This window comes from Lysinibacillus sp. 10T31 (assembly GCF_056394365.1).
In genome coordinates this window covers 38,281-60,354 of record NZ_JBFTHS010000022.1, presented here as the reverse complement: position 1 = coordinate 60,354, position 22,074 = coordinate 38,281, and the positions used below count along the sequence as shown (strand labels likewise).

Here is a 22,074-nt window from a genome sequence, read left to right as displayed (position 1 = left end):
TTCAATAATTTACTAACTGCTATTTGTCTCATTTCTATTAATGAGACATTTGTGAATCACACCAAAACCGAATATTTGTTCTATTTTATCATACTTCACGCTAGATGAGAAATGTATTCAAAGAATGTTCATTTATAGTATTGCCTCGAATTTTACACAACTTTCATAATTTATCGAAATATCTACTAGTTTTATCGTGAAGTTTATAATTCTTCTATGTATAATAGATATATATTTAAGTAAAGGGTGGGGTTTGTATGGAGAATTATCGTTTTACAGCTTTTGAAAAAACTGGGGAAACATTATTTGATGAAACATGGACTTTCGAAAACGATGAGACTGCAAAAATCAACGGTCTACAACAAATCGAAGAAAAAGGTGTTGCAAACAAAACTCATCGCCTTGTGAACTCCTCAGGTAAATTAATTTTATTCCATGTCTAAAAATGGCTAGTAAAAGGCACGTAGCAAACTTTTCTACGCGCCTTTTATTTTTATCAATTATGCCTCGGCATATTTGCTTCTGGAATCGGCTTTGTGCTTAGGCCTGCAGATGTTTTTTGTGCGAAAGCGTAGCGGCAGCGGCAGATGTTTTTTGCGCGAAAGCGTAGCGGCAGCGGCAGATGTTTTTGAAAGCCTAGTGCAACGAAGCGACAGCACAGATAAATTGCCACAGGACGTGGCGTTCTTAGACTGAGTTCCTCTATTTCAGCGGGTGTTTGGACACCCACTGAAATGAGTTAAATTTATTTCCCTACAAATGCAGGTGCTCTTTTCTCTACAAACGCATGGATTCCCTCTAAATGATCGGCCGTTTTACGCATTGCTGCTTGCCCCGCTGCTTCCATCGATAAAATACTCTCTAATTGAGGTAAATTTTGAGCATGTAGAATTTTTTTAGTCGTAATCATCGATGCAATTGGAGAAGCAAGCATTTTTCCAACTAGTTGGTCAGTAATCGCAAAAACAGTCCCATCTGGTGCAACGTAGTCAATTAACCCTTCATCATGTGCTTCCGATGCAGTTAATACCTTGCCTTCCCAAATCATTTGTTTCGCTTTGACAGTACCCACACGTTCCTTCATAAAGAAATGACCGCCACCATCAGGGATAAGCCCTATACCTATGAAATTCATAGCGAGCTTACTATTTTCACATGCCACAACTATGTCAGCCCCTAACGCTAGACTAAAGCCTAATCCAGCTGATGCTCCATGAACTGCCGCAATGACGATCATCGGTAGCTGGTAATACGCTTTGACAATACGTGATAAATAAACCATTGCCTCATCAATATTTAGTGGCTTATTTGGATCTAACATCGCTTTAATATCGCCACCTGCAGAAAAGACTTTTCCTTCCCCGCGAATAACGAGAACTTGTATTTCTTGCTCTTGCTGTAGTGCTTCAAAGCATTCTGCTAGTTCACGCATCATCACATCGTCCATGGCATTCATAGCTTGTGGTCGATTTAAAGTTAATGTTGCACGTCGTTCTAATTTTTCTAATGTAATCGTTGAAAATTCCATCCTTACACCCCCAAATATGAATAGTCATTCACTATGTACTATTCGTGTTTTTTTAGAAAACTCCTTCTCACCTACGCAAAATAGCACTTGATATGCTATATTTAAGGACGAAATATTGATTTAAAGGTGGTTAATAATTGTGACACAGCAAGACTATCGTGTATTACTTTATTATAAATATATAGCTATTGAAGACCCTGTAGCATTCGCAGAGGAACATTTAGCAGTTTGTAAAGAAATCGGGCTTCTTGGTCGTATTTTAATTGGATATGAGGGCATTAATGGAACGGTTTCAGGTACAGTCGAGCAAACTGATGCATACATGAATCATATGAAGGCAGACCCTCGTTTTAGCGATATAATGTGGAAAATTGATGAAGCTGAAGGGCATACCTTTAAAAAAATGCATGTGCGCCCTCGAAAAGAGATTGTACATCTTGGTTTGAACAATGATATTAATCCTTTAGAAATAACAGGAGATTATTTATCTCCAAAGGAATTTATGGAGCGTATGCAGGAGGATAATACAGTAGTTATTGATGCACGTAATGATTATGAATTTGACCTTGGTCATTTCCGTGGTGCCGTACGTCCAGATATTGAAAACTTCCGTGACCTTCCTGATTGGATGGAAGCTCATAAAGAAGATTTTGATGGCAAGAAAATCTTAACTTACTGCACAGGTGGTATTCGCTGCGAAAAATTCTCTGGCTGGTTAAAACGTGAAGGCTATGGAGAAAGTGTTGGTCAGTTACACGGTGGAATTGCCACGTATGCCAAAGACCCTGAAGTAAAAGGTCAACTATGGGATGGTCAAATGTTTGTCTTCGATCGACGCCGTAGTGTACCGATTAACCAGGTTGAGCATGTGATTATCGGCAAGGATTTCTTCACTGGTGAACCGACAGAACGTTATACAAACTGCGCAAATCCTGAATGTCATAAATTAATGCTTTGCGAGGAAAAGCATGAGGCTTTCTATATGCGTAGCTGTTCAGACGAATGCCGCCGCGCAGAACGCAACTTCTTTGTTGAAGAGAATGGTTGGACAAAAGAGCAGATTGAGGAACAAATCGCTAAAATCGCGGAAGTTCAAAATTCCTCTTTATAAGAAAAGAGAGCATCATCCATTTTGTGGTGATGCTCTTTCATATTTTTTCGAGTTAATCTTCCTTGCCTGTAAAGGGTGAGTGATTGCGCGTTTACCTGAGCAGATATTTTGGGTACCCGAGCGATTTTCTAGGGGGCCCGATCACTTTCCCGGCTTACCTGAGCGATGTCCCACGGCACCCTAGCATTTCCCCTCACTAAGGCTTTCTAAATCCCGCCTTTAATTTGTCTTCATTTCCCTTTTGCCAAGTAACGCCCTACCTGTCGGCCACTAAATAAACAACCACCAACAAATGTCCCTTCTAAAGCACGGTAACCGTGTACACCGCCACCGCCAAAACCACTAACTTCCCCAGCTGCAAACAAACCTGGTACAGGCTGACCATCTATTCCTAACACAGCACCATTCAAATTAGTCTGTAAGCCTCCTAATGTTTTACGCGTTAAAATATTTAAACGTACCGCAATAAGTGGCCAATTTTGGGGATCTAATATTTTATGGGGCTTCGCAACACGCACAAATTTATCACCAACATAGTTTCTTGCACCATGAATAGCATTAACCTGTAAGTCCTTTGTAAATTTATTGTCCATTTCACGATCCCTTGCTAAAATTTGCTCTTTTATTTTGATAAAATCAAGAAGATCATTGCCAGCCAACTTGTTCATTCCTACAACTAACTCCTTTAAATCATTAGCAATAACAAAGTCCTCACCATGATTTTTAAATGCCTGAATTGGTCCTGGTGCTCCTGGCAAAACACGTTTCAGAACATCACTAATACTTTTGTTTGTTAAATCAGGATTTTGTTCAGAGCCTGATAATGCAAATTCTTTTTCAATAATTTTTTCAGTTAAAATAAACCACGAATAATCATAACCTGTTTTTTGAATTGCCTCTAATGTGCTTAACGTATCAAAACCAGGAAAATTTGGTGCTCCAAATCGATTGCCTTCTGCATCAAACCATAATGATGAAGGGCCAGGCAAAATTCGAATGCCATGATTTGGCCAAATAGGGTCCCAATTCTTCAAGCCTTCTGTATAATGCCACATGCGGTCTCGATTAACGATACGTCCCCCCGCATGCTCAGTTATTTCTAACATTCTGCCATCTACATAAGCAGGTACACCACTGACCATATTTTTAGGTGGTGTACCAAGTCGATCAGGCCAATTTTTTCTGATTAAATCAAAATTTGCACCTATCCCACCGCTCGCCACAATAACCGCTCCCGCTTCATAAGAAAATTCGCCAATGCCTAGCCTAGAGCTTTTTTCACCGCGAATTGCATAGCTTTGAGCTAAAACTGTTCCACTAATACCTGTAATCCTTCCATCTTGTTGAATAAACTCATCTACACGATGTCTTGGTTTAAAATCTATATATCCATCCTTTATGGCCTTTTTCACTTTTTCAGCAAAAGGCTTTACAATGCCTGGTCCAGTTCCCCAAACAATATGAAATCTAGGCACTGAATTTCCGTGGCCGCCTGCTAATGATCCTCCACGTTCTGCCCAACCGACGACTGGGAAAAACTTAATACCAATAGACTTTAACCAACTATATTTTTCACCAGCTGCAAAATCTACATATGCCTTGGCCCATTTATACGCCCACGAATCTTCATCCTCCAAGCGATCAAAACCAGCCGTTCCTTGCCAATCTTGCCATGCAAGCTCTTTACTATCCTTAATACCAAGCCTTCTTTGCTCGGGTGAATTCACTAAAAATATACCGCCAAAGGACCAGAATGCCTGTCCTCCCATTGAATTTTCAGGTTCTTGATCTACTAAAACAATTTTTTTCTTTGCATCCGCTAACTCACAGGCAGCTACTAATCCTGCCAGTCCTGCACCGACAATTGCTACATCATACATCATTCTATCCCCCCTAAAAATCAATCTATCATTACTTACATTCTTCTCTAATGGATCGTTTACCTTCTACACATTGTAAATTTGACAAAAATGTGACAAGAAAAAATTGTTCGCTTTCTTCCACTAAACAACGAAAGTTCGTATTTTTATTATCCATTTAATGCCAATCCATTCCCGTATAATTTTCGACCTTAAATATTTGTTGAATGCCCATGTAATCTGACTTAACATCTATCGGTAGCGCTTTCATTGTCCTTCCTGAAAAGACGAACAATACTTAATACAAAACACAACAATATTCGCATTTAGGTATTTTTTAGACTTTTAAAGTCTCGTTTTTTAATCTTTTTCAGAAATATTGTTGACAAAGGTGAACAATAGGGATTATGATGGTAACAAATTTAATCACACGGAAATATAACGACGGAGACATGCTAGTCGCAAGAAAATCCACAGAGAGCTGATGGTTGGTGTAAATCAGCGATTTCTACGATAATAGTTCCACTCCTGAATAGATAAGCCGAACACTCCCAAAGTAAGCTTATCCGTCACATGCACGTTACGCATATAGCTAAGACTGCAAGAAATCTTTCAAGCAGTGATTAAGGGTGGTACCGCGAACCAAAGTTTATTCAGCCTTTCGCCCCTTACAACACAATCTTTGTGTTTGTAAGGCGCGGAAGGCTTTTTATATTGTTCTTGAATCTAGAAAGGAGATTGTTTGTATGGTGTAAGATGTTTAGTTTTACAAAATTCAGACTGTTTCGTATATAAAGGCCACTAACATATTTTATTTAAAAGGAGCTAATTACAAATGACTACTGCAACAAAAACAATTAACGTATTTATCGCTGACCCACTAAGTGAAGATGGTATTTTCCCACTTCGACAAGAACAAGATTTAGACTTAAATATCATTGTTGATACTGGTCTTGCACCAGAAGAATTAATCGCAAAAATTGCGGATGTAGATGTTTTACTAGTACGTTCTCAAACAACGGTAACACGTGAAGTAATTGAAGCGGCTAAAAACTTAAAACTTATCGGACGTGCTGGAGTAGGTGTAGACAACATTGATCTAACTGCTGCAACTGAACATGGCATTATCGTCGTGAATGCACCAGACGGTAACACTAACTCTGCTGCTGAGCACACTATTGCAATGATGACTTCACTTGCTCGTCACATTCCACAAGCATTCAATACACTTAAAAATGGTAAATGGGATCGTAAATCTTATGTTGGCGTCGAGCTTAAAAATAAAACTCTAGGTGTTGTAGGCTTCGGCCGTATCGGTGTTGAAGTTGCTTATCGTGCAAAAGGTCAACGCATGAACGTTATGGCATACGATCCATTCCTAACAGATGAACGCGCTAAAGAGTTAGGGGTAACAAAATCAACAGTTGAAGAAATTTGTGCAGCTGCAGATTTCATTACAGTACACACGCCACTTCTTCCTGAAACACGCAACCTTATTAACAAAGAAAAATTCGCTATGATGAAAGATGGCGTGCGTATTATTAACTGTGCACGTGGCGGTATTATCAATGAGGACGATTTATACGATGCAATCGTAGAAGGTAAAGTAGCGGGTGCTGCTCTTGACGTATTCGTATCTGAGCCAGCAACAGATCACAAGCTACTTACTTTACCACAAGTAATCGCAACACCTCACTTAGGTGCATCTACAATTGAAGCACAAGAGTCTGTAGCTGTTGACGTTTCAAACGACATCATTAAATTCTATAAAACAGGTACTGTAACTAACCCAGTGAACATGCCATCTATTCCAAAAGAGTTACTAGCACAAGTCGAGCCTTTCTTTGAATTAGCTGAAAAACTAGGTTCATTCTTATCTCAACTTACAACTGAGCCTGTAAAAGAAATCAACTTATCTTATGCTGGTGAAGTAGCAAATTATGATGTACGTCCATTAACGTCAAATGCGTTAAAAGGCTTATTGGCTAAAAACCACGGCAATCATGTGAATGACGTAAATGCTCGCTACCTATCTGAACGTATCGGTATGAAAATTAATGAGCACAAAACAACAACTGCTAAAGGCTTCACTAGCTTAATTACGATTGAAATTAAAACAGTGAACGAAACACATACAGTTGCTGGTACATTACTAAATGGTTTAGGTGCACGTATTGTTAAAGTAGAAGACTATGTTGTTGACGTTATTCCACAAGGTCACCTTCTTTACATTAAAAATACTGACAAACCAGGTGCGATCGGCCGCGTAGCAACAAAGCTAGCAGAAAAAGATGTAAACATTGCAACAATGCAAGTTGGTCGTGCACAAGTTGGCGGTACAGCTGTCATGATGCTAACAATCGACAATGCTGTAACAGAAGAAGATTTAACATTCGTTGCACAGCTTGAAAATATTGATGAAGTAAGAGCGATTAACCTATAATATAGTGGTTTATAAGCAGGGAGTATTTGTACTCTCTGCTTTTTTATTTTTGGAGATTATCATCTTAACGTAGGGATGATTTCCGTTCCGACTGGGCGCTTTGCCGCTGACGCTTCGCTTTCGCGCAGATAAAACATTTGTTGTTGCTGTCGCTACGCTTTCGCACAGAGCAAAGCTTCCTGGGGGCGTCCGATGAGCCACTTCACTCGCGTTGCTCGCTCCAGGGTCTCGGGCCAACAGATGTTTTTTGCGCGAAAGCGTAGTGTTAACGTAGCGGCAGCAGCACCGATGTTGGTCACGAAGGCGTTATCACAGGACGTGATGCTTTTAGCCTTCGTTCCTCTATATCGCTGAACCCCAAGGAGTCGCCCAGCCTCCACTCCAATCAACTTATATACATAGTATACGTTTCAACAATGTCATACCTAATTTTTAATGAGGAGCTTTTTTTTGGTAAAATGATACTTTTCAGAAAGTCACTCGTCTCTAAGAGAAAGGAGGTGCACATTTTGACGATTGAAGAGCTGTTTTACTTACATAATCAAACCATTTTTAAATACTTATATTACTTACTCAATGATGAGAAATTAGCGGAGGATTTCACACAGGAGACATTTGCCCGCTATTTAAAATATCAGCAGACAATCAAAGAAGGCGCAGAGCTCGCTTGGCTTAGGAGTACTGCACGTAATCTAGCCTACGATCATTACCGCCGAAAAAGGCTTATTCAATTTGTACCGTTTTTAAACGACCATGAAGAGCTTGAACCAACTTCACCACATCAATGGCTCATCCAGCAAGAAGATGCAAAGACGCTTTATCTTGCCATTAGTAGACTTAAGCTTACCTATCGAGATGTCATTATTTTACGTAAAATCGAGGGTTTATCCATTCAGGAAACTTGTGATGTACTTGGTTGGAATGAAGGCAAGGTCAAAAACACATTAAAACGTGCACTTGTTGCATTAAAAAAGCAACTTGGAGGTGAATTTGATGAAGAACAATGAGGAATCCTGGCAACATTTACGCGACCTCAAATTAACTAAGCAGCAGCAGGAAAAAATACTGCACAATATTACTACACCTACTACAATAGAAAAAACACCAATTAAAAAGTCTTGGAAAATGCCAGCTGTGTCTTTGCTATTTATCATAGTTCTTTCTATTTTAATTTTGTCCATTATCCAAGGGCCAGCCACCTCTCCACTGACAACAGATACAAACAAAACAATTGCAGAAGTCTATGTACACAATAATGAAAACAAAGAAACGTTCATCGCAAAAGCTTCATGCCTTTATGTACCTCAAGAATGCTATACAAATAAGCAACTTTTAAGTCAGCTACAAGAACAAATGGAACATGCACCTTCAGTTTCATTAACCGCTCAGCAGTGGGAAGCTAACAGTAACTCACCTCATGATGTGTTGATTGTCTATTCTGATGGTACTCATGAGAAATGGAAGGTGCTTAATAATGATATTTTCTTTAATGTCGTAACAGAACAAGCAATTCAATTCGATAATGCATTTAATTCACTAATGTATTACTTTGATGATAAACAATTAACCAAGCTCATTTTTATGTATATCTTTATATCACTTAGTCATGTAACACTATGGCTTGCAAAAAAAAGAATGCCTCATATTGAGCGACGTTTTTTTGCGGCTACAGTTGAACATGCTATCGCCAACGCTATCATGTTAGTCTTGTTTGCAGGTATTTTATACGCAATTTATTTACTGATGCATTCCATACACGCTACGATTATATACAGCTTATTTACGCTCTACTCTATTATGCAAATTTATTATCGTAAAAAAGCAGGCGAGCCCCGAGGTTACCTAGTAGCAAGTGCCGTTGTTCAACTATGTATTGCAATAGCTTTTTCATTGCTATATCTTACAAAATATATACACCTTTAATATATATTTCGATAAACTTCAAGAGACAAAAAAATGTACTGATTCTTTGATGAATCAGTACATTTTTACTTACAGCTTATTCACAAGTTCTAATAATGTAGTTAAAGAATCAACTTCATATGTTGGAGTGACAACGCCATTTGGTACATTGTTTTCACGATTAATCCAAACGTTGCGCATACCAACACGGGATGAGCCTAAAATATCAGTATTTAAGTTATCTCCAACCATGATTGCATCGTCTGCTGTAATACCTGCTTTCTCCATTACATGCTCGAAAATAGAGGCATCTGGTTTCCCTTTACCAAAGTCCCCAGAGATAATAATATGATCAAAATATGGCGCGATTTCTGGTGTAATTTCTAGCTTTAAATTTTGTAAACTTGGTGCTCCGTTTGTTAGTAATACGAGTTGATACTTTCCTTTCAGCTTATCTAGCACATCAAAAGTATCTTCATATAAGAATGGAGACACTTTACGCTCTGCCACAAAGCACTCCCCTAGCTCCGCCCCTAGTTGTGCATCCTCAATACCAAGAGCTGCTAAGCCTTTTGTCCATGCTTCTGTACGATAGCCTGGTACGATATTTTTCATCTTTTGGAAAGAATCTGTTGGATCGTCGAATGTTCCCCAAAGTCCTTCGAATGGGTTAATGCCGATTAACACCGTATAATCATATGTTTCATAGCCTTCGTAAAGTGCACGTGCTTCTTTACGCACAGATTCCTCTAGCTCAGCCGGATTTACATTATGTATTGTTGCTGCATATTCACACGTTTTCTCAAATGCTGTTTTGACGGATTTTTTATCCCATAATAGTGTATCATCTAAATCAAAAATAATTGTGTTAATTGACATTGTGTCAGCTCCTAGCTTCCTATTAGTATAATTATTTTAGCATATATTCAAAATATTTAGCATAGCGTTTTAGGCATTTTCGCGCTCGAGTTGGCCCGTCAAAAAATAGACTCATCACCATCTTCTAGTGATGAGTCTATTCTTCATTCTGAAGCTATTGATTTTTCCTTCGCAATCTATCCATTAAGCTTTGTATTTCGACCTTTTTCTGCTCAGTCTCTTCTTTTAATATTTCAATTTGATAGATACCGTCAATTTCTTCAATTAGCACGCGGTCGCCAACCTGTACTGGTTTATTCATGGCAGACTGTAAAATAATTAGCTGTTCCTCTTCCTCTGGGTACTTCAAAAAAACTGCATATCCGTCTTCAATACGGTCTAAGGTGTATTTAGTCGAGCTCACTAACAATATCCCCTTTCGCATTACGTAATTGCGCAGCATCCCCATCATTCAGCCATATCTGTTTCTTTGTCCACTTTAAATAATTTTGACCCTCTCGTGCATTTGAGCCACTTGTAACATAAATTGTTTTCCCTGGCTGCAATGTCACATTTGGAAAGTTAAAAACTTGATACCCTTCAACCGATATAAGCTGCCAATCTTTTAAGGACACTGCTTCATTACCATTATTTTTAATGCCTACAATTTCTTCGATTAAGTCCTTACTAACAATCTCAACACTTGCACTAGTTGTTTTTGGTGTTGAGACATTCGCACTAGTTGCTTTTGGTGTTGAGACATTTGTTCCTGACATTTCTTTCGAATTCACGTCATAGTTTACCCCATCTGTTGATACGATAACAGTCCCCGCTTCTGCAGTTGCGTAAATTTTACTACCAATTGCTTGTAAACGGTCAACTACTTCAGCATGAGGATGACCATACTTATTCCCCTCTCCATAGCTTAAAATTGTTACCTCAGGATGCACTGCTTGAATGAACTCCGTAGAGCTACTCGTGTTAGAGCCATGATGACCTGCCTTTAAGATTGTTGCTTTCACATCGTCCTGCATCATCTCTTTTTCTAACGCTATTCCCGCGTCGGCTGTTAATAAAAATGATACATTGCCATAAGTAATTTTTAAGACAATAGAAGCATCATTATTATCTGTTGCATTTTCATTGGCGTTTAATACCTTCACATTAATATCATCATCAAACGCTATACGGTCGCCTGTTTTGGGAACATTATAAGGAATATTCTTCGTATCAATAAGTGTCAGCATCTCTTCAAAGGTTTGAGATGTATGTACCTTCCCTGAATCATAAAATTGTCCGATATCTATCGAATTTAACACAGGAATCAAACCACCAATATGGTCTGCATCAGGATGGGTAGCGACCACTATATCGAGCTTGTTCACGCCAAGCTCCTTCAAATAAGAAACAACCTTTTGACCAGCTCCTTTAACGCCTCCATCAACAAGCATTGTTTTACCATTTGGCGATTCAATAAAAATCGAATCTCCTTGTCCTACATCAATAAAATGTACGCGCATTTCATGTCCTGCAGTGACGGATACTTTCTCCTTATTTAAGGTCTCCGTACAGCCTGCTAATAAAAAAATACAAAGGAGCACTACTATTAATTTTTTCATTTACTAACTTCCTTTCTATTTTTCTATTATACAAAAAAGAGAGCTAGCCATGGGCTGCTCTCTATCGTTACCTGTCATTGTTCCGGCATTAACCCTTCCCCATTTGTACGTAAGACTCAAAGATTCTCTTTGTTTTCATGCGAATAAAATAATAAGGTTCTTGCATTGCCTGTTGGACACTAATATTTTCATCTACTAATGATTCAACAACAGTAAAGTATTTGAGTAATTCAGGTTTATCATTTTCTTCTATTGCCCCTGACAATAAGATAGCCTGTACATTCACCGATGTTGCAGCCTCCGCTACCCCCAATGGTGCTTTCCCATGTAATGTTTGACGATCCGATTTCCCTTCACCTGTCATAACAAATCCGGCACCTTCTAAATGCTTTTTTAACTGTATTGCATTCATCACAATCTCGATACCTGCATGAAAACTGCCGTTTAAAAAGGCTATTAATGCGCCTCCCATTCCACCTGCAGCGCCTGCCCCTTTGTAGTCGTGCAGTCGGATGTCAAATTGCTTATCAACAATATCTGCAAATTGCTTTAAGCAGCTATCAAAATAAGCAATTTGATGTTCTTTTACACCTTTTTGAGGTCCAAAAATAGCTGTTGCCCCACGCTCTCCAATCAATGGATTATCAACATCACAGGCAATAATAAATTTTGCTTCAAGCAATCTGGGATCTAGCTGACTAACATCAATTAAAGCTAAATCTAAAAGTGCCGAAACTCCATCAGCAATTAAAGTGCCGTCTTCTTTTTTCAATTGCAGTCCAAGTGCCTTTAACATGCCAATACCAGCATCATTTGTAGCACTACCGCCAATTCCGATAATAAATTTCCTAAACCCTTCATCAAGAGCAGCCTTGATTAGCTGGCCCGTCCCATACGTCGATGCACGCTCAGGATTTTTTTCCTTCTCCTGTAACAGCATAATACCGGATGCCTGAGCCATTTCAATAACGCATGTTTCATTATCATCGAGAACACCATATTTCGCTTCAATTACTCTCCCTAATGGGTCAAGCACATGTTGTGAAATATATCGACCGTTTGTTGAGGCAATAAGGGATTCTAGTGTTCCTTCTCCACCGTCTGCTACTGGTAAAATGACTGTTTCAATCGATGGATCAACATCCAAGATACCTGCTTGCATTGCACTAGCCACATCGATGGACGACAAAGTCCCCTTATAGGAGTCTGGACTAATAACGACTTTCATGTTTTACCTCCACTCATTTATGTTAGGTACTTACAATCATTATAGTTCAGACTAACAACATTCCTGAGATTTTATCGGAATGATTTTTAATTTTATCGGAACATTATCGCGATTTATCGGAATAAAAGAGGCAATCTGAACATCACGTCAGATTGCCATCATTTTTTATGCCTTATATAATTCGTCTAAAAACTCGATTTTTTTACCGATTGCCTCTTCAAACGTCATGATGTAGGCGGCTGGATCCTTTGGATTATGGAACTGTGTAATCTTCCCTGTTTCAGGATGAACAAATTTAGAGGATGCTCCACAGCCAATCCCTAAAATTGTCTGCACTTCTTCCATTATGACAATGTTATAGATGCTTTCTTCGCCCGCTTTACTATAGCCAACATTTTCTAAATTACCTAAAATATTTTTTTGACGATATAAATAGTATGGTACATAATCATTTTCCTTCGTCCATACTTGTGCCATATGCATCATTTGTGCAACAGTATCACGGTCTGCTACCTTGTACTTATCCTTATTACGTGTCATTTCCGATGCACGCTTAAATGATAATGTGTGTACAGTTAGCGATTCTGGCTGCATTTTTCCAGATTCCTCTAATGAATGTTGGAACTCCTCAATTCCTTCATTCGGTAAACCAATAATTAAATCCATATTAATGTTATTCATGCCTGATTCACGCGCTAACCAAAACTTATCAATTGTTTCTTGTACTGTATGATGACGACCAATCGCTTTAAGTGTTTCATCTGTATATGATTGTGGATTAACACTTATTCGGTCAATGCCCCATTTTTTTAACACTTCTAGTTTTTCAGGCGTAATCGTATCAGGTCTGCCCGCTTCGACAGTTACTTCACGGATTGTTTCAGGATGCGGGAAGGATTCATGCATCGTCTGATAGAGTGCATCCATTTCATGTGCCTCGATAGATGTCGGTGTACCGCCACCCCAATAAATGGACGTGATTTTCATATTATTTTCCTTCAGCCATTTCCCCATTTCACGTAATTCAATATGCAGTCCATCTAAAAATGTAGCAACACGCCCTTGTTTTCGATTGCTGCCAATCGCATATGCTGGGAACGTGCAATAAGCACATTTAGTCGGGCAAAAAGGAATACCTATATAAATACTTATTTCTTTACCGATTTCATCTATATCAGGAATCGTCACTAATTGACGAGCCACTATTTCTTTTAGTAGTGCTACCTTTTCTTCTGACAGACGGAAATCACGAATAAGAATATCTGCAATTTCTTCCTCACTCTTCCCAGCCTTCCGGAATTTATGGTAAAGCTTAGTTGGACGCACACCCGTTAAAATTCCCCATTGCTGATGCATTCCAGTATGTTGTTCTAGCACATCTAAAAAAACGTGAGACAAAGCACGCTTCATACGAATATTTAACTCACGTCCTTCAGCCCCAGATTCGTATTGAATACGGTAATCATCCGTATAACGCTTACCGTCTACCTCTAGAACAGCTTTTGTAGATATTGAGAAATCATCCCCAACCTTATATTCGAATGACACTGTCATATCTGTTCCTTCAGACTCTACTTTTAACTTGGAATCCTCATAAAATAAATTCGCAATATGATTTAATACACGAATCCAATCCTCAGGATATTTTTGATCTATATGAATGATTTTCATTGTCTTCGCTCTTTTCTCTCAAAAATTACAGCACCAATAGTTTAACAAATTTTTATAACGTTAAGCAAAGCCGCAAATAATAACAGAACATTCTGTCTATTGATACAAAAAATCCATTTTGAAAAAATTTATCAAAATGGATTCTAATCTTTTAATTTTCTATAGCCACGTTTGTTTTGAAATTTTCTTCTTTTAGTTTAAGAATTCCCCTTAATTCCGTGCTTACTTTTTCCAAGCTTTCCATATCGGGTATAAAATAAGACACTTTGTCGATATACTGATCTTCTCCTTTTATTTCTATCGTTTTCGTAGATATGCTTTCGGAATTCAAATATTGCTTTTGGAGTGCGTAGATTTCATTAGCGTTTAAATCTGTTTCTACGTTTTTCCCTAAAATATCTGCAATTTGACCAATTTTAAATATTGTATTCGTGGATTTTGCTTGATTAATTGTTGCAGTCAAAAATTGTCTTTGTCTCTCTTCGCGTGAGTATGAAGCATTCACAGGTCTGTATCTCATCCTTACAAATGCAAGTGCCTCTTCCCCGTTTAAATGCGACTCTCCTTTATGAAAGTCTATCCGTTTTTTATCGTAAATATTATCTTCCCAAAAATCCTCTTTTACATCTACTGTTACTCCACCTAAAGCATCGACAATATCTCTAAAGCCATCAAAGTTTACCGCAATAAAGTTATCTATCGGTATATTAAGGAATTTTTCAACTGTCTCTAATTGAAGTTTAATTGCTCCATAGCCTGTAATCGATCCATAATTATAAGCAGCATTGATTTTATGTATACCTGTATATTCCCCTGCATTTTCTATTTTCACTCTGGCATCTCGAGGTACTGTAATTAAGCTAATTTCAGATGTAGCCGGGTCTAAAGTAATGACCATTTGAGTGTCTGCTCGACCATTCTCTGCCTGACTAGAGTAATTTTCAACACCTAATAATAGAATTGAGATCGGATCTTTTTTAATTGATACATTCTCTTCCCTAAGATTTGATTTATTTCCTTCTCTATTTAAATCGATCTTTGAACTATCATAGGCATTTTTAAACTTAACAAACGCATAAGCTCCATAACTAGTTACGGTTAATAATAAAATTACAATTACTAGTAAGGTTATTTTTATTATTTTATTTTTAGGTTTCGCTTTATTAGAGTTTCTTGATTTTCTTTCCATATAGAATCCTCTCTTCTGTTTGAATTCCTAAAGTAAAGCCATTCTCTTCATTGATTAAGACGCTGTTTGTTCTCTCAAGTTTCCTACAATAACTATACTTGGTAATAAAATTAAAAAATCCCTATAAAGGTAAACCTACCTTTACAGGGATTTTTTGAATTATTTTAAGTATTCCTCTACAAATTCAACTGGTACATATGTTTTATTACCTTCAAACAAAGCAGGCGCTGCATGAAGTGGGCGTAATGCTTTGTTATAACCAAACATTTTTTCTCCACGAGTAATTGTGAAAGATAAATTACCTTTTGATACAATTGCACCTTTACCTGTTGACTCCACTTTATAGCCAAGCTTTTCGGCAATCAAACGCAATGGAACCATCTTTGTTCCATCGACTTCATAATAATCTGTCGCGATTATTTCTGCTATCTCTGCATCTACAGTATTTTCTGTTATATTTCCTGATTCATCATCAAGGACAATTACTTTCGAAGGTGTTGTTTGAGCTGGGATACTTTTTGTTGAAGCTGTATAGAAAACAACTAAGTTCTTCTCTGCTAAATCTTTAGCTGCAACTTTCTCTCCCATCGTATTTAAAAGCTCTGTGTTTTCACCGATGCTTAATTTTAACATATCATACGTATTGGTTAAGTTTTCGAAGAAGTAATCAACTTCAACAAATCCAGCTTCCTTAGTTTCAACAATGACAACATCAGGATTGAATTGTGGTGGATAAATTAATTTTTGTGGCTTGTTTGCAAATGTATAAGCTACTATTTTATCGCCTTCTTTAAGTTCCACTTTTTTACCTGTATTATCGAAAACAAGTGTATCATTTGTTATTTCTAAAGTGTTTGTTTGATCGCCATCTTTTACTGTGAAATATGTAATGTTTTCACCAGAATTGACTTTTTCAACTGTTCCATAAGTAGTATTGAAAATGTGAATAGGATCAATTTGAATTTGTGGTTGTTCTGCCTCTTTCGGATTCTCATTTGCTGAAGCGACTGGTATTACTACACTTCCAAATAATAATGCTGTCATTGCTGCAGGTGCAAATTTTTTCATGTTCATAAAATCTCTCCTTATTATTAGGTTCATAGTAGTAGTAGTTTTAGAATGGTAAAAGTTTCATTAAAAATGGAGAAATTATGATAATAACCGTTTTTTTAGTCAATATCTATTATAATTAGCAATAAAGAATGGAATAATTGGCCTATCGTCAAAGCGTAGAGTTGATTTCTGTTCCTTTTTAACAAATTTCGTCTCCGGCTTTTGGTGATGAATCACTAATTTTATGGAGAAGTAAGGAGATATTATGTTAAAAAATGGATAATTCCACTATTCTTTCTAAGTTGTTTGTTATTTGCTTGTGAGAATCAATCATCAAAAGAACCTGATGTTTCTAACGAGTCAACAAAGAATGACAAATTACCTTATACGACAGAAGAGTGGAAGCAACAGGCTTTAGATAGTACATGGTACAAAAACTTAACAATCCCAAGTGAAGAAGTATTTGTAGAAATGATTGACTTTGAAGGAGATGAAGTACCAGAACTCTTCATTAGTTATAGCGGTACTAATTACGGTTATATAATCGGTCATTATAATAAGAACAACGAAGCTTGGGAACAATGGAATTCTCAACAATATGAAACGACAATTCATGGAGATATCCGTTTTAAAGGTATCTTCGAGGACGAAGACAAAAAAGATATTGCATTAATAATCAATTTTGAGGCTGGTGCTTCAGGCAATTTAGAAGTTCTCCATCTACTTAAAATAGCAGACGATGGTAGTAACATTATTAGCGGACAATCCTATAGGCTCTATGAGGATAGTGAGTTAAAAGTAGATACCTCTAAAAACACCTTTACTATTCAAACAGGTGATTTTTTAGAGCGTTTTACACTTCGTGACCATGCTATAACTAGTGAAAATAGTACAACAAACTTATATTCTGGGTTGCCAATCATTCAAAATTCAAAACTGCTAAAATTGTTAAATCATGATTTCTTTAATACTGATATTATTTTTGGTGATACATATCCGATCGCTAAGGGGAAAGCCGGCTTGCCGAAAGGGGAGGATTATTATGAGGGGGGTCTTTGTTCTTTTTATGATAATTACTTTTTCTGTCTAGCTGAGGAAGAGATACCTGTTAGTCATTATTATCTTTCAAATTTCAAAAATGTTACAAAAGAATCATTAGAGGAAGTCATAGGTCAAGCTATTCAAATTTCTTCCTATGAGAGATATGAAGATCCTGATGATATCGTATATTATGCAAATTTTGAATTTGATAATGTTTATTTCCAAGCTGAATTTAATCATGATCAAAGTAAGGCTGAGCTAACTAGTCTTGCATTGGGGATTAATGCTTTAGAATAGTTAAAAACCACCTTGTCATTGAACTGCGCCCAATTGTTAGACACACCATCTAACAATTGAGTGTGCATTTCAAAATACTGGTGGTTCTCTTTTGGAGTTTCTAATATCTACTCCTTTACAATTTCCTTTAAACCTGTAATATCGATACCATTTAATGCTTGAGTTGCAAGGCGGTCGGCTTCAGAATTTTCTTTACGTGCTATCAGCTTGTACTCTGGTTGGATACTGAGTTCCTCTAGCTTTGCATCAATTTTATCTGCCCAGCTAGATAAATTCTTTTCAAGTGCTGGCCATTCCCCACTCAATTGATTGATAACAACTTGGGAATCACCAGTGAAACAAACTGGCAAATGGTGCACATTCATTAGCTCAAGCTCAACTAACCCCAAATAAAGTGCTGCGTATTCTGCCTCATTGTTGGATTTAAGCTCTGAAGAAAAAGAATTTTGTCTTAATCGATATGGCTTACCATTTTGCTCATAATAAATCGCACAGCCTAGCCCCGATTGATTTGTTGCACGATCAAAGCCCCCATCAAAATAGACTGTAATATTGTGTGGTTCAGTGTCAATTTCCTTTAAATATGCCTTGAGTTCCTTTAAAGACCAATTTGTATCCTGTCGATCGACACAATGCAGTGATTTTACTCTCCCTGTTCGCTCCATGTCCTCCGCAAGTAGTAATGCTTGAGCTGCAGGCATTTCTTCTGAACGTAAAACAGTTTCTGCACCCTTTTGCGCTTTATAGGTCCATTCAATGATTACATGCATAGTATAACCTCCAATGATATTGAGCCATAAAATGAAAACGTGCTCCGGCTTGCGGAAACACGTTTTTCTTCTTACTTGTTATATGTGCAACTATTAGTATTTTTATGCCTAAAAAAGCGGTTTGATCAGATTGATGATAGCATCTGTTTCTCATTGCGACGCTAAAACATGTTGTTCAGCTGGGATGTTGAGCTTTGCCGCTAAATCATGCTTTTCCGCCCTTGAATTCTACTGTTAAAATTCTTCATATAATGCTTGAATAGGTTTTATTAAAATGCGGTTTACTTCTTCAATGATCTTGCTTACATTCATTTCTGCCTCAAGCATTGCAGAAATTTTTGCATTTTGCTGTGCAAGCTGTGCCGCTTTTTGTGCGTATACAAGCTCATCTTCCAATATATCTTCGCCATTTAATTGCTTTTGCTGTAGGTCAATTTGAACCTTACGGAAATTTTTGAATAGATTTAATGCCTCTTCATCTTCCTTAACCACTGTCACTGCTTCATTTAACGCTTCAAATTCAGGTGTTTTACGAAAAGTTGCCTCTAACGCATTAATTTCATTGTAAATATTAATCATAAACATAATTCTCCTTTTTAAATAAAGTAAACAATTAACCCTTGCACAATCCCAATCAATCCACCTAGAACTGCACCAAGTACTGTAATCATTTTAAACTCACGCTTTGAAATACCTAGTACAAGCTCCTCTAATTTCGATACAGGGAAAGAATCAACCTGCTCACGTACTACTTCTTGTAAATTTAAGCGTTTCAACACATCTTCTAATTTATCTTCAGCTTTTACAAAAGCTTTTTCAATTGCTTGTGGGATTACTGTTTCCTTCATCCATGAATTACCTTCTGGCCAGTAATGCGAAATAGGATAATTCAAGCGCTCTTCAACTGCTAATTGTTCTTTTACGTAAGTTTGCAATTTCGATAATATTTGTTCAAAACGAATATCCTTTAAGAAATCCATTGCTGGGCGATCTTTTAATTTTTCCAATTCCTGAGTAAAAATTTTCGTTAGTAATGTTGACGTTCCTGGTGCCTGTAAAAGTTTCACAAGTTCACGTTGAACTTTTGCTACGAGCGACGAAGAATCACCTAAAAACATATTAATCATTCCACCAAGTGATCCTTTTGACGATAGGAAGTCATCGATCATCGCCTTAATTGTCAGTTCGCCCTCAGGTGATAAAAAATAATCTTCACCCTTTTCTAAAATATGATCAACCGCTACTGGTATCTTTGCATCAATAGTATTTTGAATATCTGCTGATAATAGTGTACGAATTGATTTCGTTGATAGTGTATTCTTAACTGATTCAAATTGTCCCTCAACAATTGCTTCTACCTTCTGTTCAATTGTTGCTGGCATATTGGAAAACCCAGCTAATGATAGCCAATCTTGAATTGTTTTATCATTTGTAAAAATCGTTTCTTCTACCTTCGTTTGTACAAACTGTTCAACCTTTTCCTGAATATCCTTTGAGAAAAATTTCTTTCTAAAAGTTTCAGGTGTTAATAAATAATTCACAACCGTTAGCCCAAGTTGCTTTGCTAATTCGTCACGTCTTTTTGGAATAAGACCTGGTGTAAAAGGCACACGCCAATTTTTAATATATATAGCATTATGTGGTCGGAAAAGCATTTTAATCGCTAGGTGATTCGTTACACCACCGATTGCAGCACCGATAACGGCCATAAATATTAGTGTCACTAGAAAATTATCCATTCGTATCCTCTCATTTCAATTGTATTCTCTATTGGCGTATTTTGTCGCCTGCTGCACTAATTATAGCAGAGCAATGTTTTTCTACGAAAGAAATACCCTCTATTTAGTAAATTAATTAACTATTTTTATCCATCTTTATTAATTTGAAGGTGTTGATTTCCGCTATTTATCAAAAATCATGCTACGTATTAAGTTGATTGGGGTGGAGGCTACTCGGGGATCAGCAATAGAGGAACGAAGGCTAAAACCATCACGTCCTGTGATAACGCCTTCGTGACCAACATCGTGTTGGCCCGAGTCCCTGCAGCGCAGCTGGATGTTTTCTTTGCGAAAGCGTAGTGCTAATATAGCGGCAGCAACAATGTTTTTTCTGTGCGAAAGCGAAGCGGCAGCAACAATGTTTTTTCTGTGCGAAAGCGAAGCGTCAGCGGCAAATGTTTTATCTGCGCGAAAGCGAAGCGTCAGCGGCAAATGTTTTATCTGTGCGAAAGCGAGGCGACAGCCACAATGTTTTATCTGTGCGAAAGCGAAGCGTCAGCCACAACAAAAGTGGCTTATCGGATGCCCCAGAGAATGCGCCCGGTCAGAACGGAAATCAACCACACGTTATTATTATGTCTTAGCATATACAACGCTACTCACTAAGTGTTCGTAAAGAGAATAGTTGCAAAATTACCACTATCCTTGAATAATATTAACTACATATATAAGAAATGGGGTTTGGTTATGATTCAGCATTTTAGCTTTAAGCCTTTATTTGAAAATTCGCAGCTTCCAGGTTGGTCTATTTCGTTCTTTTATCAACGTGAACGTTATTCTGCGGAGTACTTAAAAGATGGCGTTATACAATGGAATGGACCTATTCCTCCAGACGAAGAGGATGTAAAAAAAATGATTCATGAGCTTATGTTGTACCATGTTTACGACTGATCAATTTCACCTTAATAAAGATAAAAGTAGTATTTTCCTGTGCCAACATTGCATAAAAGCACCTATTTTTTACTAATTTTAGCACTGCTATTATCTTAATATTGTTTATGTATATTGAAATTCCCTTATTTTTCTTATACATTTATGTTATCAAGTATTAAATGTTTTTTATGCAGGAGGCTATTTCAATGAGTAAAGTCACTCTTTCTGATGACTTAAACAGTTATAATTCAAAAGTATTAATTCGTGCAAAAGTAAAAGAAGTTTTTTCCGAATTTTCCGCTAAAATTTTCGAGTTAGCGAATGAGGCTGAAGCGATTGATAGTAAAAAATTTGAGGCTCTTTCTGGCTTTAAAAGTGATTTCTACAATGAATACTGCAGTCAATTAAAAGGATTTTTCAATTCATCTACTAGTACTTTCGGAAAAAGGTCTGTAAAAAATATATATTTAACGTATAAGGGCAAAAATTATATTTTTACACAGCAAGGCATAACAGAAAAAGCACCTGTTACAATTGCACTTTACTCAGGTGAAATACCGTTTAAAGAAACGCTTCACGATGTGGAAAAAGCGTGCTTAAAATTACGTTTTCAACAACAATAAATAATTAGAACAGAAGGAGCCTTCTCATACAAATGAAAATGGCTCCTTTTTTGTTAAAAAAATATATTGTTAGCTTTCGCTAAAAAAGCAATACTATGACACCATCTATTTTACTTTCAACACAACAAAAGAGCCAACCCATATGAATGAGACGGCTCCTTTTTGTTGCTATTAAAAATAATTCATTTAAAAAAATCCGCAAGTATAGCTCTCTTGAGATTTTTGACGTGT

Annotated in this window: 23 protein-coding genes; 10 read left to right on the top strand and 13 right to left on the bottom strand. The window is 37.2% G+C overall.

The genetic code is table 11. The features are described from left to right. The first annotated feature begins 257 nt into the window (after positions 1-257). Both AC1DCY_RS14530 and AC1DCY_RS14525 read left to right on the top strand, forming a co-directional pair. Positions 258-443, top strand: a complete 186-nt coding sequence (locus AC1DCY_RS14530; RefSeq protein ID WP_403016383.1) for a YhzD family protein — start codon at positions 258-260, stop codon at positions 441-443. 118 nt (positions 444-561) lie between these two features. Beyond that, entirely contained in the window at positions 562-696 is a 135-nt protein-coding gene (locus AC1DCY_RS14525) for a hypothetical protein (protein WP_477351198.1), read from the top strand. A gap of 49 nt (positions 697-745) precedes the next feature. Here AC1DCY_RS14525 and AC1DCY_RS14520 read toward each other — a convergent pair whose 3' ends face one another. Beyond that, entirely contained in the window at positions 746-1,528 is a 783-nt protein-coding gene (locus AC1DCY_RS14520) for an enoyl-CoA hydratase (protein WP_477351196.1), read from the bottom strand. Between the two features lie 139 nt (positions 1,529-1,667). On the opposite strand from AC1DCY_RS14520, the gene trhO reads away from it, so the two are divergent. Beyond that, entirely contained in the window at positions 1,668-2,639 is a 972-nt protein-coding gene (trhO, locus tag AC1DCY_RS14515) for an oxygen-dependent tRNA uridine(34) hydroxylase TrhO (RefSeq protein WP_477351194.1), read from the top strand. 230 nt (positions 2,640-2,869) lie between these two features. Here trhO and AC1DCY_RS14510 read toward each other — a convergent pair whose 3' ends face one another. Beyond that, entirely contained in the window at positions 2,870-4,522 is a 1,653-nt protein-coding gene (locus tag AC1DCY_RS14510) for an FAD-binding dehydrogenase (protein WP_477351192.1), read from the bottom strand. Positions 4,523-5,333: 811 nt separating this feature from the next. Between AC1DCY_RS14510 and serA the strand changes: the two genes are divergently transcribed. Next, positions 5,334-6,941, top strand: a complete 1,608-nt coding sequence (gene serA, locus AC1DCY_RS14505; RefSeq protein WP_477351191.1) for a phosphoglycerate dehydrogenase — start codon at positions 5,334-5,336, stop codon at positions 6,939-6,941. Positions 6,942-7,093: 152 nt separating this feature from the next. On the opposite strand, the gene AC1DCY_RS14500 is transcribed toward serA, so the two are convergent. Next, positions 7,094-7,321: a hypothetical protein gene (locus tag AC1DCY_RS14500; RefSeq protein WP_477351189.1), complete on the bottom strand. Its 228-nt coding sequence runs from the start codon at positions 7,319-7,321 to the stop codon at positions 7,094-7,096. A gap of 129 nt (positions 7,322-7,450) precedes the next feature. On the opposite strand from AC1DCY_RS14500, the gene AC1DCY_RS14495 reads away from it, so the two are divergent. Both AC1DCY_RS14495 and AC1DCY_RS14490 read left to right on the top strand, forming a co-directional pair. Then, on the top strand, positions 7,451-7,948 hold the full coding sequence (locus AC1DCY_RS14495) for an RNA polymerase sigma factor (protein ID WP_477351187.1): 498 nt from the start codon (positions 7,451-7,453) through the stop codon (positions 7,946-7,948). Then, the gene (locus AC1DCY_RS14490) at positions 7,935-8,864 is read left to right on the top strand and encodes a hypothetical protein (RefSeq protein WP_477351185.1); all 930 of its coding nucleotides are present in this window, start codon (positions 7,935-7,937) and stop codon (positions 8,862-8,864) included. The genes AC1DCY_RS14495 and AC1DCY_RS14490 overlap by 14 nt, the downstream gene beginning before the upstream one ends. Positions 8,865-8,933: 69 nt before the next feature. On the opposite strand, the gene AC1DCY_RS14485 is transcribed toward AC1DCY_RS14490, so the two are convergent. From AC1DCY_RS14485 to AC1DCY_RS14455, 7 genes are all read right to left on the bottom strand, one after another. Further along, on the bottom strand, positions 8,934-9,722 hold the full coding sequence (locus AC1DCY_RS14485) for an HAD family hydrolase (protein WP_477351183.1): 789 nt from the start codon (positions 9,720-9,722) through the stop codon (positions 8,934-8,936). Positions 9,723-9,876: 154 nt separating this feature from the next. Further along, positions 9,877-10,125 carry a DUF3006 domain-containing protein gene (locus tag AC1DCY_RS14480; protein WP_477351181.1) on the bottom strand — a complete coding sequence of 83 codons (249 nt, stop codon included), beginning with the start codon at positions 10,123-10,125 and terminating at the stop codon, positions 9,877-9,879. Continuing rightward, positions 10,112-11,320, bottom strand: coding sequence for an MBL fold metallo-hydrolase (locus tag AC1DCY_RS14475; protein ID WP_477351179.1), 1,209 nt, complete (start codon positions 11,318-11,320; stop codon positions 10,112-10,114). The genes AC1DCY_RS14480 and AC1DCY_RS14475 overlap by 14 nt, the downstream gene beginning before the upstream one ends. Before the next feature lie 88 nt (positions 11,321-11,408). Further along, complete coding sequence (locus AC1DCY_RS14470) at positions 11,409-12,548, bottom strand: glycerate kinase (RefSeq protein WP_477351177.1); 1,140 nt, start codon at positions 12,546-12,548, stop codon at positions 11,409-11,411. A 165-nt stretch (positions 12,549-12,713) separates the two neighbouring features. Beyond that, positions 12,714-14,219 (bottom strand): coproporphyrinogen III oxidase, encoded by a 1,506-nt coding sequence (locus AC1DCY_RS14465; RefSeq protein WP_477351175.1) that lies wholly within the window; start codon positions 14,217-14,219, stop codon positions 12,714-12,716. Positions 14,220-14,370: 151 nt separating this feature from the next. Beyond that, positions 14,371-15,408 carry an LCP family protein gene (locus AC1DCY_RS14460; protein ID WP_477351174.1) on the bottom strand — a complete coding sequence of 346 codons (1,038 nt, stop codon included), beginning with the start codon at positions 15,406-15,408 and terminating at the stop codon, positions 14,371-14,373. A gap of 159 nt (positions 15,409-15,567) precedes the next feature. Continuing rightward, on the bottom strand, positions 15,568-16,482 hold the full coding sequence (locus AC1DCY_RS14455) for a stalk domain-containing protein (RefSeq protein ID WP_477351172.1): 915 nt from the start codon (positions 16,480-16,482) through the stop codon (positions 15,568-15,570). A gap of 285 nt (positions 16,483-16,767) precedes the next feature. On the opposite strand from AC1DCY_RS14455, the gene AC1DCY_RS14450 reads away from it, so the two are divergent. After that, positions 16,768-17,799 carry a hypothetical protein gene (locus tag AC1DCY_RS14450; RefSeq protein ID WP_477351170.1) on the top strand — a complete coding sequence of 344 codons (1,032 nt, stop codon included), beginning with the start codon at positions 16,768-16,770 and terminating at the stop codon, positions 17,797-17,799. A 107-nt stretch (positions 17,800-17,906) separates the two neighbouring features. Here AC1DCY_RS14450 and AC1DCY_RS14445 read toward each other — a convergent pair whose 3' ends face one another. The 3 genes from AC1DCY_RS14445 to AC1DCY_RS14435 all read right to left on the bottom strand — a co-directional run bounded on the left by AC1DCY_RS14445 (position 17,907) and on the right by AC1DCY_RS14435 (position 20,308). After that, positions 17,907-18,569 carry a ribonuclease H family protein gene (locus tag AC1DCY_RS14445; RefSeq protein ID WP_477351168.1) on the bottom strand — a complete coding sequence of 221 codons (663 nt, stop codon included), beginning with the start codon at positions 18,567-18,569 and terminating at the stop codon, positions 17,907-17,909. Positions 18,570-18,803: 234 nt separating this feature from the next. After that, on the bottom strand, positions 18,804-19,148 hold the full coding sequence (locus AC1DCY_RS14440; RefSeq protein WP_477351166.1) for a YlbF family regulator: 345 nt from the start codon (positions 19,146-19,148) through the stop codon (positions 18,804-18,806). A gap of 17 nt (positions 19,149-19,165) precedes the next feature. Continuing rightward, positions 19,166-20,308 carry a DUF445 domain-containing protein gene (locus AC1DCY_RS14435; protein WP_477351164.1) on the bottom strand — a complete coding sequence of 381 codons (1,143 nt, stop codon included), beginning with the start codon at positions 20,306-20,308 and terminating at the stop codon, positions 19,166-19,168. A 325-nt stretch (positions 20,309-20,633) separates the two neighbouring features. Between AC1DCY_RS14435 and AC1DCY_RS14430 the strand changes: the two genes are divergently transcribed. From AC1DCY_RS14430 to AC1DCY_RS14420, 3 genes are all read left to right on the top strand, one after another. Next, positions 20,634-20,963 (top strand): hypothetical protein, encoded by a 330-nt coding sequence (locus tag AC1DCY_RS14430; protein WP_477351162.1) that lies wholly within the window; start codon positions 20,634-20,636, stop codon positions 20,961-20,963. A gap of 71 nt (positions 20,964-21,034) precedes the next feature. Next, positions 21,035-21,238 (top strand): YheE family protein, encoded by a 204-nt coding sequence (locus AC1DCY_RS14425; protein ID WP_477351160.1) that lies wholly within the window; start codon positions 21,035-21,037, stop codon positions 21,236-21,238. 188 nt (positions 21,239-21,426) lie between these two features. Then, positions 21,427-21,843 carry a hypothetical protein gene (locus tag AC1DCY_RS14420; protein WP_477351159.1) on the top strand — a complete coding sequence of 139 codons (417 nt, stop codon included), beginning with the start codon at positions 21,427-21,429 and terminating at the stop codon, positions 21,841-21,843. Positions 21,844-22,074: the final 231 nt, after the last annotated feature.